This is a genomic window from Ktedonosporobacter rubrisoli, assembly GCF_004208415.1.
Classification (GTDB): Bacteria; Chloroflexota; Ktedonobacteria; order Ktedonobacterales; family Ktedonobacteraceae; genus Ktedonosporobacter; species Ktedonosporobacter rubrisoli.
Genome location: NZ_CP035758.1, coordinates 2,765,946 through 2,781,909, shown reverse-complemented (window position 1 = coordinate 2,781,909; position 15,964 = coordinate 2,765,946). Strand labels below are relative to the sequence as shown.

Here is a 15,964-nt window from a genome sequence, read left to right as displayed (position 1 = left end):
TGATCATTTCCCTGCAGGCTTAATCGCGCAAGGTGCCACCAAGCGTATCGCCTACACGCTTCACAATGCGCTTGCGCACATCGGCCACACGCGCATCGCTCAAATTACCTTCAAGGCTCTCATACGTCAAGCGATAGGCCATCGACTTTTTGCCGGCCTCAATAGGCTGGCCGCGATAGATATCGAAGAGCTCGATATTAGTTAGCAGGCTGCCAGCAGTGCGCTGGACCATCTGCTTCAGTTGAGCTGCAGTTACCTCTTCGCCTACCACAAAGGCCAGATCCTCGACAATTGGCGGATAATTGCTGATTGGCTGCATTGGCTGCAAGCGCCAGCTCGGCTTCACCAGCGAAGTTATCGCCATATCGAGGACATAGACGCGCTCCGTAGCTGGCAGATCAAAGTTCTGCAAAACCAGCGGATGGATCTCGCCCATAATCCCTTGTGTCGCGCCATAGAGCTTTATCTCGGCACAGGCGGGCGCAAAGCTTGGGTTATCGCGCTTTGCCACATATTCAACATCTTTTTCAGCTATGCCTAGCCGCGCGAAGAGCATTTCGAGCATACCCTTCAGATCAAAGAAGTCGAAATGCTCGGCGCCAGCAGGATCGGCATGCACGCTGGGCAAACGTCGTGGACCATAGAGCAAAATGCTGAAGCGGCGCTCTTCCAATGGACGCTTGTCCTTGCCCTTCTCGGGCAGGTAGACACGACCAATCTCAAAGGTTGCCAGGCGCGTTGTATAGCGGATGTTATAGGCCAAATTTTCCAAGGCGCTCACCAGCATTGAGCGGCGCATCACTCGGCGCTTGACATTTAAAGGATTGAGCAGTGTAATGAACTGGTCATCTTGCTCCGCTGTGCCTAAAGGACGGCGCTCAAGCCGATCATGGTTCTCGGGCGAGGTCAGGCTATAGTTGACTGTCTCCTGCAAACCACAACCAATCAGGATATCGCGAATCTTCTCCTCAATCTGGTGCTCAAGATTCATATGCGGAGGCGGTAGCACATCTTCCAGCATGGTCAGCGGAATGTGCTCATAGCCAAGGATGCGTGCCACTTCCTCACAGAGATCAGCCGGCATCTGAATGTCAAGGCGATACCAGGGCGCAGTACAGCGTAAGACAGGCTCGCCGGCCTCTACACGCAGACCGAAGGCCGCAAGCCCCAACTCTTCGCGTGACGCGGGCAAAGCTGGCAGAGACTCGCAGACAAAATCGAGCCTGCGCAAGCTCTCAGCAACAGTCTCAAGTTCCAGCTTCTGGCCCAGAATACGGCGCATATCGCTTGCTGTGGTATAGGCAATGTTCTGCTCTTGCGGCACAGGATAGGCATCGACGATACCAGGAACCACCTGGCCCCCGGCATAATCGCGCATAAGAGCAGCCGCGCGGCGCGCACCAATGGGATTAAGCGTAGCTGGCACACCTCGGGTAAAGCGATAACTTGCCTCACTATGCAGCTTAAGCCTTTGCGCAGTGCGCCTATTGTTCACATTATCGAAAGTCGCAGCCTCTAGCAAAATGTTGCGCGAATGATCATTTACCTCAGTCTCTTCGCCGCCCATCACACCGGCCAGAGCAATGCTACCCAACGTATCGGTGATCATCAGCATTGCTTCGTCAAGCTCACGCTCCACACCATCAAGGGTGGTCATCTTCTCGCCAGCCCTGGCGCGCCGCACAGTAATTGTCGGTTTTTGCTGGCCAGAACGCTCGGCCCGCTGCTTGAGGAGATCATAATCGAAGGTATGCAGCGGCTGGCCCCATTCCAGCATGACATAGTTCGCGATATCGACAACGTTATTGATGGGACGCATCCCGGCCTGCAAAAGATACTCCTGCATCCAAAGCGGCGATGGGCCAATCTTCACATCTTTGATCAGCATCGCCGTGTAGCGATTGCACAGATCGGAATCGGCAATCTCCACATTGATATAGTTCGCGGTCTCTGTGCCGCTGGTCAACTGCTGCTCATCTGGTGGCAGCTTCAAAGGCACGTTGGTAAGGGCCGCAACTTCACGGGCGATACCAATCATGCTCAAGCAGCGTGCCATATCAGGCGTCACTTCCAGGTCCAGCACTTCTTTGCCCAGGTAATCGCGCAAGGGAGTACCAACCGGGGCATCTTCGGGCAGAAGCAAAATGCCCTCATGCTCATCGCTCAACCCCAGTTCACGTTCAGAACAAACCATGCCGCTGGATGGTATGCCACGAATCTTGGAAGGCTTGAGCTTCTTTTTGGGTCGCGGCTCCTGATCACTATAGGCATCGATAAGGACCGCGCCGGAGCGCGCGAATGCCACCTTCAGCACGGGTAGATCGGCGGTCTCTTTATATTGAAAGAGATTCGGAGCTCCTGTTACCACCTGCTCAGGCTCCGCCGCCCCATAATTCACCTCGACCAGCACAAGTTTATCTGCATTGGGGTGTGGTTTTACCCCCACGACCTGGCCGACAAGAATTGTTGCCGGGTCCCACCAATCGCCCTGGCGCTCAAGACCTTCTAGAGCCAGGCCAGCCATTGTCAGACGGTCAGTCAATTGCGGCAATGGCATGTCTATATCTACGTAGTCTTTTAACCACGAAACGGGTACTAGCATTATTTTTCTCTCCAGCTATCGCAGCATCTATCTAGCCAATCCGCTCCAGAAACCGTACGTCATTCGAGAAGAAGTAGCGGATATCATTAATATCATATTTCTGCATTGTCATACGATCGGGTCCCAGGCCGAAGGCGAAGCCGCTATACTCTGCAGGATCATAGCCACCATATTCCAAGACTCGCGGGTTGACCATCCCAGCGCCTAGAATCTCTAACCAGCCGGTATATTTGCAGATGTTACAGCCCTTGCCGCCGCAGATCACGCAGTCAATGTCTACCTCAACGCTGGGCTCAGTGAATGGGAAGTAATGCTTGCGGAAACGCATCTTACGGCCCTCGCCATACATCTGAGAGGCATAATTCATAAACGTGCCCTTTAAGTCGCTGAAGGTAATATTCTTTCCGACCGCCAGACCCTCAACCTGATAGAACATGGATTCGGAGCGCGCGGTAACCTGCTCATAGCGATAGCACTTACCCGGCAGAATGATACGAATCGGCTCAGGCGCGTACTGGCGCATGGCATGAATCTGGCCCGGGCTGGTATGCGTGCGCAATACGACATCGGGCGTGGTTGTATAGAAGGTATCCCACAGATCCCGCGCGGGATGTCCGGGCGGCATATTGAGCAGTTGAAAGTTATATTCGTCGGTCTCTACTTCCGGGCTATCATACACAAGGAAGCCCATGGTGGCGAAAATGTCGGCGATCTCGCGCAGGGTACGCGTGCTTGGGTGCATCTTACCCAGCGTTTGCGGGCGACCTGGCAAGGTTACATCAATAAGTTCTTTGTTGCGGGCAGCTTCTAACTCTGCCTGCTCAATCGCTGTTTGTCGCTCCTGCAAAGCCTCTTCGAGGGCTGTCTTGATCTCATTGGCAAGTTTACCAATGCGTGGCCGCTCCTCGGGTGAGACCGCGCCTACGCTGCGCAAAATCCCGGTCAGGCGTCCTTTACGCCCCAGGTATTCGCTGTGCCAGGCGCGCGTCTCTTCGGTAGTGCTGGTGCTGGTGAGGGCCGTTATGGCCTGCTGACGCAAATCCTCCAACTGTTGCAAGATGTCGGATTGCATGAGATTACTCATAAAATGTTGCCTCTCTTTTGCTTACTTCTGCCTGCATATGGCCGCCGCCTGAAGACTGGCACCAGGTCAGCTTCAGTATGGCTTAGCATCGCAAACAACGGCCATTCATACACGCACGATCAATCATCCATCAGCACGAATAATTGTTTTCACGATAATTGCTTTTTAGAATCAAAAAAGCTGACAGTTCGTCATAGGGACGAAGTTGCCAGCCTGCTTAATCTCCGTGGTACCACCCTTGTTGAATCGAAGCGCCTATATATTATGGCATACGATTCCACTTGGTCCGTCCTGTAACGGAGACGATCCGGGGCTGTCTACCCAGACCTTTAAGTCTGCTCAACAGCCAGCTCGGGGGCGAACTTCAGCATTGGATAAAACAAAAGGGCTTTCAGCCGATGGCCCTTTCTCTCTGCAGCTTAGCCTTTTGCTTACTTTTCCCCTTCACGGCTTTTTTACATCTGTTCCATTCGCTTTTAATACAGATACAATTATGCCAGATTTCGGGACAATTGTCCACCCCTTTTTTTGCCTCATCCAGCCTGCACAAAACTCTTGAGCCGCTCCCACACCAAAGGAATGAGCGAATCTTTTTCACATTTTCCTTACTTCTACCACCCAGTAACGCATCTTTCCCCAAAATAGGAAATATTTCTATAGCAAAATAATACTGTATTGCATATAATATCTAATATATTTATACTATTGAAGATGATCCTTTAAGCCAAAGATATGTATTTTTCAGTATATAACTTCTAGAGAGCAGAAAGTTTTTGTTGTATGTCAAACATTGTTTCATCCTTTTTTGCTGTTGAGAAAGCGCAACGTTGGCTCCAGCTCAAGGCGCTTTTGCTCGCCACCACCATTGGCCTCTCCTAGTTTCCCCTTATCTCCCTCTCTTCGCGCCTGGGCGTCTTCTTTGCCTCTAGCGTCTTGCGCATGCCCGGCGGACGGGCATTACTTCTATCCTGGGGACCAGATGGGGGCTACATGCTATTCTTCTACATGAGCATGCTCCTGCTGAGCGCGCTGACCTACCTGGGTTTGCTTCCCTATTTGCTGGGATTTCGTCGGAGAACCTACGCGACCTATCTGCGCTCGATTGGCCTGCTTGGCTTTTCGCGCAGCGGACTCATGGCCATTGCCGCTGCGCTCATGGTGACAGGCCTCTATCTGGGCTGGCAATGCTTGCTCAGCTGGCTTCTTCCTTCCATGCATCAGAGCACCCATTATCTACAGTGGTCAGCTTCTTCCTCCTGGATTTTCCTGATAACCGGTTTGGAGGCGCCACTGGTAGAGGAAACAGCCTTTCGCGGCCTTATCATCTTCATCCTGCAAAAGCGCTTTCCCGCCTGGTTCGCGCTGCTCTGGTCTGCATTGTTATTTGGCATCATCCATCTCTCATTTGGTCTCCCCAAAGCTCTCACCGTGGTAGTCGGTGCCGGGATTGGATGGGGTATCATCCGCATAAAAATCCGCAGCATCTGGCCTGGCGCAGTTCTCCATTATCTGAGCGACGGTCTAAGCTTGCCAGTTGCTATCGCTACGCTTGCTATGGTTATCACCGTCTTGCTCGAACCAGTGTTCAGAGTACCTGGAACCCTGACAAAAAAATCTGTGAAAGAAACATAAACGTTCTATCTACCGAAATTAACTGCACTTACCTATAAGTGCTTACCACACAGCATGATTAGCCGATTTTTGCCTATTGCGCAAGAACAGCTTCTATGGTAATTTCTTCATAGAACCTTCTTTCCTACTATACGTGGGCAATATTAACGCTAAGAGTGAGAGTGACAAGAAATAATACTGAAAAGGCCTTTATTGTATCATGCACGAAACACAAGATCCTAAGCCGGAACTACCAGACGCTACCCCCGTTGATCAGCTGGAACGGTCTGCCTGGAATACGCTTCTCCCGGCCTCATTGCGTGAACGCTGCCTGGAAACATGCCAACTTATTGCCGAGCGTTTGCGCGATCCCGCTCAGGTTCAGGCGATAGCAGATCAAGCAACCAGGCAGTCTACCTCTCCATTTTTCTGGGGTGGTGCATCCTTTTCCCAGGGTCCTGGAAGTGAAGCTTTGCTCTACCTCTTTATGGCCCTCTGCTTTCCTGATCAGAAATGGGACGAATTAGCGCATAAATATTTGCGCCTGGCCGTTCAGAATACCCACCAGGAGCCTTTGAGCTATCCGGCCCTTTACAGTGGTAGCGCAGGGCTGGCCTTCTTGCTCGATCTATTTAGCACCTATGAGCCACGCTATCAAAAATCCAGTCAGCGCACCAATACTATGCTGGCTGAGCAAATCATGGCCGCTTCCTGGCCAAAGGTGGTCAAGGAGGTTGGCGCCCATCACTACGATACTATCAGTGGGGCAGCCGGCATTCTAGGCTACCTTATCTCGTTACGCTCTCCGGCTCCTGTAGTAGAGGATGCCATCCAGAACCTACTCGACTATCTGATCTGGCTCTGTGGCGAAGATGAACAGGGTTGCAAGCATTGGTTTATCTCGCCAGAGCATTTCCCGCTGGAAAGTTACCGCGACAACTATCCCACAGGCTACTTTAATCTCGGCCTCTCCCATGGTATTCCCGGTCCCCTGGCGGCTCTGGCTCTGGCCTGGCAAGCTGGTTACCGCCTTGAAGGTCAGCGTGAGGCTATGCTCGCCACTAGCCAGTGGATCGCCACCCACCAGGTACAGGATCAATGGGGTCTCAACTGGCCGGCAGGCGTTCCCCTGGAAGCCTCATCTTCTCCTGAGCGCTGGAGCAGATTGTCGCCCTCACGTACTGCCTGGTGCTATGGAACTCCGGGAATCGCTGCCGCTCTCTGGATCGCTGGCGATGCTCTTGAAGACGAAGCGTTACAGCAGTTCGCCCTTACCGGGCTCGAAGCTAGCCTGCGCCATCCCCTTCATGAGCGCCGGATTGACTCGCCGACTATCTGTCATGGCGTAGCAGGATTGCTGGCAGTCTGCTTACGCTTCGCTCAACGCTACCCGACAAATAGTCTGTTACAGGAGCAGATATCACTTCTGGCCTCTCAAATTCTTGACGCCTGTAATCCCGATCTTCCTCTCGGTGTTCAGGATGAGGAAATCAGCGGCAATTTTGTCGATAATCCCGGCTTCTTAACAGGTGCAATCGGCGTAAACCTGACCTTGCTGGCTGCCGCTACCGCAGTCGAGCCGCGCTGGGATCGCGCCTTGCTGCTCGCTTGACAGACATGATCCCTGAAGTACCTGCAAGACCATACACGGGAGCAATCATATGCTCCCATGTCTTTTATAGCTCACTTTGTTTAAAGCGCACAATAGCTAGAACTGCCAAAAGAGCCGCGACTAGAAACAAGCCAACCATAGCCAGGCCAGGCCTCAACGCTTGCCCATCAGCGATATCCTTCATTACTGGCTGCAGCCAACGACTGCCCTCCAGTTGCATTAAAATGAAAGTGCTGATAATGCCTATCCCGGCCACCAGGCTGCGCTTCATGAATAAAGTCCCCAGTAGTAGTGTCAGGCTATAAAGCAATAGAACTACTACGACTTCCCACAGAATGGTGAGTAAGATCTGGCTCGGCGTAGCCCATACTCCCAATCTAAGATAGATCAGGATAAAGGTAACCAGACTCGGTAGCAGAATCATCGTGGGCAACATCCCTGTAAGTGCTGCATACTTGGATAGAATAAAGGAGACACGCGATAACGGCTTCGAGAGGAGCCATGATACGATCTGGCTCTGCTTATCATCAATAATCTTTCCCTGACCGGCAAGTATAGTTCCTATCCCGTAAAACATTAAAGATACTATATTGAGCTCAAATAAGATCTCTCCTACATCAAAGCTCTTCTTTCCTGCCGCATCAGAAAGTACCAAAGCCTGAAACCCGTTGATGAGAATGAGCCAGATAACGCAGGATTTAAGCCAACCTAGATGTCCCCACCACAGCCTGCTCTCTTGCCTCCACATGGGCAGTAGTCCCGCACTCCAGCCATTTGCATCTTTATTTTTCAGATGTGGAGATGTCTGCTTATCCTCAGGCTGCTCACTCTGGCCGAGCCGCATTTGCATTATTTTCGCTCCTTGCTTAGACTTCTTTTATTTATCATTCTCAACCATGCTCAGGAAAATATCTTCCAGCCCATGTTTCTTGCGGCCAAATGCGCTTACGTATGGTTGCCCATCCTGGATAAGCAATGGAAGCAAGAACATTTTCGCACTTTCCTCATCGCTTACCGACACATACCAGCGTTCCTGGTCTCGCTCACGCATGACGCTTACTTGCTTCACCCACGCTTGAGAACTTAGCCTTTCATAGGCTGAGCTTGTTTCGCCTTCGAGCTGCAATTCATACACCACTTCTCCGCTACCGGCCAACAACTCTTCAATAGGAGCATGAGCCAGCATCTCTCCGTCCTTCAAAATGACTACCATGTCACTTACCCGCTGTACATCATCGAGAAGGTGTGTTGAGTAAAAGATAGTAGTATATTGGCGTAAGCGCTGCATGACCTCTAGAATATCACGCCGTCCTATCGGATCAATGGAGGCTGCAGGCTCATCCAGGATCATAAGTTGAGGATGATTAATATATGCCTGGGCAATGCCAAGACGTTGCCGTTCTCCACCCGAAAAGCCCTTAATTGGACGATCAGCTTTATCGTTAAGACCCACCAGGTCTAGGCTATCGGAAATGCGTTTTTCCAGCACGCTAGATGGCCCCGAGTAGAAAAAGCTACAGACAAAACGCAAGGTCTGACGAGCGGTCATATGATCATAAAAGTGCGGATCTTGAGCCAGGTAGCCAACCCGGCGGCGAATAGCAACGCTATCGCGCTCTATATCTAAGCCAAAGACCATTCCGTTGCCGCTACTGGCTTTAGACAGACCTAGCAATAAGCGAATCGCCGTACTTTTTCCGGCTCCATTAGGACCGAGGAAACCGCAAATAGTATTTTTAGGAATGCGCAGATTAAGCCCCTTGAGGGCAATCCCTGTTTTATACCGCTTGCTAAGATTATGCGTTTCAATCACATAAGCATCGCTTCTTGCGTCACCATGGCCTACATTCTGTCGAAAGGTTGACAGCATCACAGAATCCTTTCTAACTATTGTAGTTTTGCCTTCATATCTATAACTGTAAAGGTATGTCGATCTTCAAGATGGGGAATACGCACGGTTGCCTATTCCCCACCCAGAGTATTAGCGCTTTTCAATAGAAATAGAGCCAATCCGACTGGAGAGGTCCAATTGTGCACGCGGTGCTGAGCCTAGTGTATCGCTGCCAAAGGCATTTTTAGATTCTATGCTAGACATCTTTAGTTCGACGGCTGCGTTAGAAGGAAGCGAAGCCGTAATCGCCCCCACATCAGTATTTAAGGTATAACTGCTCTGGGGATCAAGCATGCCATCAAAATCAATCTGGCCAACGTTAGAAGCTATCTTTCCTTGCCCCTGAAGCGTACAGTTCCGCAGACGAATTGCCCCTACATCACTCTTAATCTGCATCTGCCCCTGAATATCCTCAACGTGGATCTCAGCTGCATTGCTTTCCACGTTCAATTTCGTTGTTGTCGGGACGGTAAGATCGAGGTCCACGCTCTGATTTTGCCAGCTATGGAGCGTCGAGGTTACTTCTACATGCACTGTATCTCCATCCTGGCTTGATGTGAGCTTAAACGGATTCGTCGAGCCAGTATAGTGAAAAGTAGCGCTAAGCCCGATACTGCCAGCATTGCCCTTATGGATATGAATATCTCCCACAGGATTTTGCACAACGAGCTCGGGCTGTGCGCCAACCTGAAAGCTTTTCGTCGGTCCATCCTGTTTCTGGGTTGGTCCGACCTCAACATTTATAGTGCCGCTATCACAGGCGCTCAACAGAAACACCCAGCAGAGCCCCAAAGTGGCTAGCAAGAGATATGCTGAACGACGTTGATTTGCGCGACTTTTAGAGCAAACTGATAGCCATGGCTTATCCTGCCGATTTTCCTTCCCATGCTGATCTAGCAAATCTTTACTCCATTACTTAATCTAAGAGCAACCTTCATTTGTCGCTCTTCCATCTCTCTTAATAAATTTAACAGCGGCTTACCCGTATTCTTGCCGCATCTCTATATATTTTATTACGCGTTGCTAACATAATAGTTCAGACACATGAGATTTCTTTTACCAAAGTGTTACGAAAGTGTGACATTTCTAATCAACGCCACAGATATGCTCCACAAGCGCTTGTAAGACTATCCAGAAATCTGATGGAGTTCAGCTAAAACTTGCGGGCAAACGAGCATTAAGACAGCTAAGGTTAAGGGCCAACACTCTGTCTGGCCTCAGAGGTTTGCTGATTTTATTTGGCGCGGCGGATGTGAGCAACAAATCAAGTGTGGATGCGCTTGCACCTCTGCATTACACTTTGGGAGAAAGGATTTGCGTCTCTGTTCAAACCCTTTGACTTCAGGATGAACCTGCGCGCCGATATGAAGAGGTTCGAGCAGCAACGAGGATCGAGGCTAGCCAAAGGAACGAAACCATAGAGCTTAAGATTACCTTGCCGGTGAACAGGATGAGACGCCGGATACAGCCGTTGCAGGTCGTCGTTGGAAGCGTGGCGTGCAGTAAATGGATGAGCGGATGGCCTGTACAAGTGTACCGCAAGTACCAGGAAGAACTTCCAATGCCATAAAGGGCACGCATTGCAGGGCGCTCTACGATGTGCTGAAGTGTGTCAATGAGGCAATAGCGGTACCAAGGCACCCTTCTTCAAGCCAGCTCGCCCAACAATCGTCAGATCATAGGAGGTAAAGCCATGGGTAGAATACCCGAAGAAAGAATGGCAAAAGCGCAGGAGCAACTTAAGAGCATCTCCCCCAAGGACCACGCGAAGGTCAAGCTCATTGCCAACATGGTTCGGCCGTTGCGCAGCTTTCTCTTCAAGACCCCCGATGATTATGGGATGACCGGTTGGTACGATCTTGTGATCCCGTCAGATGATGGCACTCCACTTGAGGCCTGGTATATCCCGGCCAGGGGCGGCGAGAGTAATAAGCTCATCATCTACAATCATGCTTTGCCCATGTGTCGCGCTGGCTTCCCGGGACACTTTGGTGAGCCGTGGAGCAGCTATGATAATGTCGAGATCGACTTTGTTATTCAGTACAAGCACCTGACTGATGCCGGCTACAACGTACTGACCTACGACATTCGAAATCATGGCAATAGCAGCGCTGCGAACAACGGCATCTGCGGCATCGGTCGTTGGGAGTGGCGCGACTGTGTTGGAGTAAAGAAGTATGTGGATAATCATCCAAGGCTCAGCAAGATGACGGTTGGACTCTACAGCCAGTGTATGGGCGGCAACTCCCAGTACGAAGCCATCGCCAGGCACCCGGAGCTATTTGCAAACGTCAAGTGCATGTGCAGTCCACTGGTGCCTTCCATGTCAGCCATCTTTCAGGCGTTCTCAGAGTTGCAGGGGGTTGCCCAGTATCAAGAGCTCATCGATCTAGAATTGCTGAAGATGGGCGCCTTCCCGGCTGCCGATATGACCCCGCAGCTCTTTGCGTCGAAAATCACGATGCCCAACCTGACGATTCAGGTGCGGGACGATGCATGGACCAAGAACCCGGAAGACGCGCAAAAGACCTTCGATATGCTTGCAACAGATGAGAAGGAAATGATTTGGGTTGAAAACACAACGCGGCGCTTCAAGGATGGTTACAACTTCTTCGGAAGATATCCTGAGAAGGTACTCAACTTCTTCGCGAAGTATATGAAGCAGAGATCTCCGGTTTCGACACCGGTTTAAGGACAGGAACGATGCCAGGGGCTCACCTACATGGGTATGCCCCTGATACTCGGGAGAAAACCAGAGCTGCACAGATAAGCACATCTTCCCCTTTCCAAACAATCGCCAAATTATCGAGACTTTGCTCTCTATCCCCATTTCTGCAAGTAAAGCTCGACAGGCAGCATTTGCCTGCGTATAATAGGCGCAAGATTGCATATCTCTTATTAAGGTAAGATAGCCAGAAAGAGGGCAAGATTAGCATGCCGTATCCCTTCGAATCAAAGAAAACTGAGCAGCCATCAACCTATTTTGTTCAGGACAGGCAGAACGAGTCCGAGTTCACGCGCTTAATACTTCAGGATCAGATGCTCACTGCAGCAATGGGAGGCAACTTTTCCGAACAGCCAGAGCCCAAAGCCTTTCGGCGCGTCCTCGATGTCGGGTGCGGAACTGGCGGCTGGCTCCTGCAAGCTGCACAGACCTACCCAGACATGTCTCTATTTGGCATCGATATTAGCAAGCGCATGATCGATTACGCCCGCGAACAAGCAGCTATTTCTCAGCACACAGAGAGAGTCGAGTTTCAGGTCATGGACGCCTTGCGCATGCTCGAATTTCCGAAAGCTTTTTTTGATCTCGTCAATATGCGTTTTGGTTTTAGTTTTCTACGCACCTGGGACTGGCCCAAGATGCTTAGCGAGATGCAGCGTGTCGCTCGTCCTGGAGGCATTATTCGTATCACAGATTCAGCAATTCAGCATATAAGCAACAGTCCGGCACTTACCCAGCTCCAGCAGATGGCTATCTGCGCTTTTTTACAGGCTGGTCACATCTTTGAACAGGAGCGGCTTGGCGTACTTCCACATCTGGAACGCTTACTTACGCGCTACGGCGTTCGACGTGTGCAAACAAAGGCTTATAGCATAGAGTTTCGGGCTGGGACCAGCGAGGGTCAGGCCTATGCCGAGGATATGGGATATGTTTATAAAACAATACGCCCATTCCTGAAGAAATGGGGTTGCCTTGCACCAAACTACGACGAGATCTATCGACAAGCCATTGAGGAGATGCAGCAGAGCGACTTTTGCTCAAGCTGGGATCTGCTTACTGCATGGGGAGAGCGGGATTAATACATTCGGGAAGAAACTATTCACATTTCAGCAAGCGCTACAATACTTGACTTAAATGTGCTAGTATATCTCAAAGTGGGGCTGAGAATAAGGGCTCCAGACATTACTCATCCAATGTATTACCTGGTAAGCCAGGCGGGTTAGCACTCCACATACACGGGTTATTTTTCAATCTGGCTTTCTTTCAGAGAAAGGACTCAAGCAATGACGGATACACCTGTAACAGGGCGCACCATTCATGTGCATCGCCAACAATATCATTTTGCCTGGGATCATAGCATTGCGCCTATTGCGCGCATCCAAGCTGGCGAAACAGTTTCGCTCGATATGCTGGATGCCTCATGCGGTCAGATTACCGCCGAGAGCACGCTTGACGCGATACACAATCTTAAATTCGAGGGCGTAGACCAGGTTAACGGGCCTATTTATGTCGAAGGTGCGGCGCCCGGCGATACCCTGGAGGTCGAATTCCTCGACCTTCAACCGGGCAATTGGGGTTGGACAGCCATCATTCCAGGCTTTGGCCTCCTGGCCGACGAGTTCAGCGAGCCGCACCTCAAGATCTGGAAGCTCGAAGGGGGTGCAGATGGCTGGGCCGAGTTCGCTCCGGGTATTCGTATCCCTATTGCCCCCTTCTGCGGCGAGATTGGCCTTGCCCCTGCCGCTGACGGCGCGCATTCGACGATTCCACCTTATCGCCACGGCGGCAATATGGATACACGCCACATTACCAGGGGCGCTCATCTTTACTTGCCGGTCGAAGTAGAGGGCGCACTCTTCTCTATGGGTGATGGCCATGCCGCCCAGGGAGATGGAGAAGTCTGTGGTACAGCCATCGAGGTTCCCATGCAGGCCACAGTACGCCTGACAGTGCGCAAGGATTTGCAAGTAGATGAGCCCCAATTTCTAACCGCCGGTCCGCTTACACCGCGCACAAACACGGCTCCCTACTATGCTACCGATGGTATTGGCCCCGATTTGCCAGAAGCAGTGCGCAAGGCAGTTCGCCATATGATTAAGCATCTGCAGAAAACCTATGGCCTCTCGCGCGCCGACGCCTATATGCTCTGCAGCGTTGCCGTCGATCTTAAGCTGTCCGAGGTTGTAGACATGCCCCACTGGCTGGTCAGTGCCTTCCTGCCACAGAGCATCTTCACCTCGGCAAAATAGGCGCGGCTCTAGCAAGTGTTTCCAGGCTCGCATCCTGGCCCTGGTGCTCTCTGCCTTTTATTTCATTATGGCTATAAGAAATTCTCTTGTAAGAGAGCTTCTTCTGAGACAGGAGCATAAGATACATTATGTGGGTTCCGGGCTGAGGCCACCGATTATAGAAGAGATCATCTATTTTGTGGCAGCCTCAGCCGACCTCGCCTGGCCTTCCTCACTCCCCTTAAGAAGCATTTTAACCATTGCCTGTTAAAATGCTACAATTAAAGAATAATCGAGAACAGCCCATCCTAAATGCTTGTAAAGCCAAAACAGATGAAGCGCAGAGACAGGTCAGGAAGGCGAAGTTTTTTGGTCATTCCTCTCATCACGCTCTGTATTACGTTTCTCCGGCTTCTTTTCTTTATTCGAGCTCATGATTACGGCCAGCCAGCGTGTCTCATCGTTCGTCTCCAGGATCAGTTTCACAAGAACTGTGAGCAGGACTGAGAGAAGCGCACCTATAGCGCCAAACATCCAGGTCCAGAAGACAAAGGTAAAGAAAACCACGCTCTGGGAGAGATCCAACCCGCTCCCCATAAGTTGGGGAGTTATCACATTATCGCCGATAAGATTAATAATAAAGAGCACAACAATCACTACGAGGGCCCCTATCAAGCCATGCTGGATCAAGGCCAGCAGCACCGGCGGTATGCAAGCAATGACAATCCCCACATTCGGAATGTAGCTTAAGAAGAAGATAAGTACTCCCCAGAGGATCGCAAAGTCTATCCCATAGAAGAAAGATTACAGCTCCAACTGCCACGATCAAATTATTTACCGCCCGCAGGTACACAAACTGTTGAGCTGCGATACTGAACCGCTGACCAATCGTTAGCAGCGCTCTCCCTCGCTCGCCACTTCGCTGCAGCTTGTCGGCTATGCTGCGCGCTTCCAACATAGCAAAAGCCACGCCAAGGATCACAAGAAATGAGCTGGTCAGGCCGCGAACGGTAGTCTGCAAAAAGCTAGAGAAAGCCGCAAAGATCTGCCCCGTATCCAGGGAGTTGGCAGGGCCAATCTCTTTTATATTGATGCCAAGTTGCTGCAACAGTGGGCCTACCTCGGTCATCAATCCTTGTAAGCGCTTTTGATAGTCTGGAAGCCTGTCGGTAAGATCATTCAGCGAGACATAGATAAAAACGCACAAAAGGGCAATACAGATAACAATACCAATCAGTATGAGCACAAGCGCCAACCAGGCCGGTACCCCGCGGCGTTCTAACCAGCGCAGCACCGGTAAGCAAATAACTGCAATGAAGATCGAGAGAATAATGGGCGCCAGAACCGGCGCCGCAAATTTCAAACCGGCCAGGATAATTATCAAGCCGGTCCAGACAATCACCAGGCGCAGAAGTGGGGATGTTCTCCAGCTGATCACTACCTATCTGCCTTTCTACATTTAGCTGCTCGTCTATTTGCAAGCAATGCGTGAGAAGAGCACACTAAGTTTTAGCCCCAGCATAATTAACAGCAAGCAGTTAATTTATATTGGCTAGATTATAGCTCAAAATAGAGCAACTCCCCAAGCAGATAGGCAGCCAATCACGGCTTAGCAATAGTCAACTCTTTATCAATCAGGTAAAGTAATTCTGCTGAAAAGCCCTGGCTTGTCAAAGCAGCCAGGACACCGAAAGCAAACTGAAGAAAGGCTGAGCAAGCTCTTAAGCTGGGAGTGCACTCAAGTGCTCGTGAGTAACCTGCCAGTGGGAGCCAAATTTTTGCAGAACATTGGTCCCGCGTCCAGAGCCTTGCATAAGTTGCCCTTCTACCTTGCCCTGCCAATGAAAGGTATAGACACAGACAGCAACGTGCTCATCGCGCACAAGCCACTGCACATCCTCAAGTGTATAGCGCTCCTCCTGGATAGTCGCAAAGGTCCTCTCAAACGCTTGCTTGATAGCTTCTTTACCTTGAAAAGAGCCGTCATTAAACCAATAGATGGCATGATCTGCAATCAAGGGTGCAACCTCTTCAAAACGATGGGTATTCATTCTCCGCTCCAATTCGCGCAAGAAATCTTCTGGCCTCATATTTTCTCCTCTTAGCTGGCTTCTAAAGCCTCCTCTGGTAAAAACCGCCCCTGGTAGGGGATAATTCGCTTCTCCAGAAGCATCACAAATAACGCATATACCTCTATCCTTGAAGGGCTGA

Annotated in this window: 11 protein-coding genes, 1 pseudogene and 1 other annotated feature; of the genes and pseudogenes, 5 read left to right on the top strand and 7 right to left on the bottom strand. The window is 50.8% G+C overall.

Annotation, left to right across the window (positions count from 1 at the left end):
- Positions 1-19: 19 nt before the first annotated feature.
- Positions 20-2,602, bottom strand: coding sequence for a phenylalanine--tRNA ligase subunit beta (gene pheT, locus EPA93_RS12640; RefSeq protein ID WP_129887868.1), 2,583 nt, complete (start codon positions 2,600-2,602; stop codon positions 20-22).
- A 31-nt stretch (positions 2,603-2,633) separates the two neighbouring features.
- Positions 2,634-3,686 carry a phenylalanine--tRNA ligase subunit alpha gene (gene pheS / locus EPA93_RS12635; RefSeq protein WP_207229523.1) on the bottom strand — a complete coding sequence of 351 codons (1,053 nt, stop codon included), beginning with the start codon at positions 3,684-3,686 and terminating at the stop codon, positions 2,634-2,636.
- A gap of 192 nt (positions 3,687-3,878) precedes the next feature.
- Positions 3,879-4,143 (bottom strand) — a binding site (T-box leader).
- Positions 4,144-4,676: 533 nt separating this feature from the next.
- Between pheS and EPA93_RS12630 the strand changes: the two genes are divergently transcribed.
- Both EPA93_RS12630 and EPA93_RS12625 read left to right on the top strand, forming a co-directional pair.
- The gene (locus tag EPA93_RS12630; protein ID WP_165423056.1) at positions 4,677-5,318 is read left to right on the top strand and encodes a CPBP family intramembrane glutamic endopeptidase; all 642 of its coding nucleotides are present in this window, start codon (positions 4,677-4,679) and stop codon (positions 5,316-5,318) included.
- Positions 5,319-5,517: 199 nt separating this feature from the next.
- Complete coding sequence (locus EPA93_RS12625) at positions 5,518-6,909, top strand: lanthionine synthetase C family protein (protein WP_129887866.1); 1,392 nt, start codon at positions 5,518-5,520, stop codon at positions 6,907-6,909.
- 64 nt (positions 6,910-6,973) lie between these two features.
- Here EPA93_RS12625 and EPA93_RS12620 read toward each other — a convergent pair whose 3' ends face one another.
- From EPA93_RS12620 to EPA93_RS12610, 3 genes are all read right to left on the bottom strand, one after another.
- Entirely contained in the window at positions 6,974-7,759 is a 786-nt protein-coding gene (locus EPA93_RS12620) for a hypothetical protein (protein WP_129887865.1), read from the bottom strand.
- Positions 7,760-7,786: 27 nt separating this feature from the next.
- The gene (locus tag EPA93_RS12615) at positions 7,787-8,779 is read right to left on the bottom strand and encodes an ABC transporter ATP-binding protein (RefSeq protein WP_129887864.1); all 993 of its coding nucleotides are present in this window, start codon (positions 8,777-8,779) and stop codon (positions 7,787-7,789) included.
- A gap of 111 nt (positions 8,780-8,890) precedes the next feature.
- On the bottom strand, positions 8,891-9,700 hold the full coding sequence (locus EPA93_RS12610) for a DUF4097 family beta strand repeat-containing protein (RefSeq protein ID WP_129887863.1): 810 nt from the start codon (positions 9,698-9,700) through the stop codon (positions 8,891-8,893).
- A gap of 793 nt (positions 9,701-10,493) precedes the next feature.
- Here EPA93_RS12610 and EPA93_RS12605 point away from each other — a divergent pair.
- The 3 genes from EPA93_RS12605 (at position 10,494) to EPA93_RS12595 (ending at position 13,774) form a co-directional block, all read left to right on the top strand.
- Positions 10,494-11,492 (top strand): alpha/beta hydrolase family protein, encoded by a 999-nt coding sequence (locus tag EPA93_RS12605; RefSeq protein WP_165423055.1) that lies wholly within the window; start codon positions 10,494-10,496, stop codon positions 11,490-11,492.
- A gap of 242 nt (positions 11,493-11,734) precedes the next feature.
- The gene (locus tag EPA93_RS12600; RefSeq protein WP_129887862.1) at positions 11,735-12,604 is read left to right on the top strand and encodes a class I SAM-dependent methyltransferase; all 870 of its coding nucleotides are present in this window, start codon (positions 11,735-11,737) and stop codon (positions 12,602-12,604) included.
- A 204-nt stretch (positions 12,605-12,808) separates the two neighbouring features.
- Positions 12,809-13,774: an acetamidase/formamidase family protein gene (locus EPA93_RS12595; protein WP_129887861.1), complete on the top strand. Its 966-nt coding sequence runs from the start codon at positions 12,809-12,811 to the stop codon at positions 13,772-13,774.
- 330 nt (positions 13,775-14,104) lie between these two features.
- Here the strand turns inward: EPA93_RS12595 and EPA93_RS12585 are convergent.
- Together EPA93_RS12585 and EPA93_RS12580 are read right to left on the bottom strand one after the other, a co-directional pair.
- Positions 14,105-15,155 (bottom strand): annotated as a pseudogene (locus EPA93_RS12585) (AI-2E family transporter).
- Positions 15,156-15,474: 319 nt separating this feature from the next.
- Positions 15,475-15,843 carry a YybH family protein gene (locus EPA93_RS12580; protein WP_129887858.1) on the bottom strand — a complete coding sequence of 123 codons (369 nt, stop codon included), beginning with the start codon at positions 15,841-15,843 and terminating at the stop codon, positions 15,475-15,477.
- Positions 15,844-15,964: the final 121 nt, after the last annotated feature.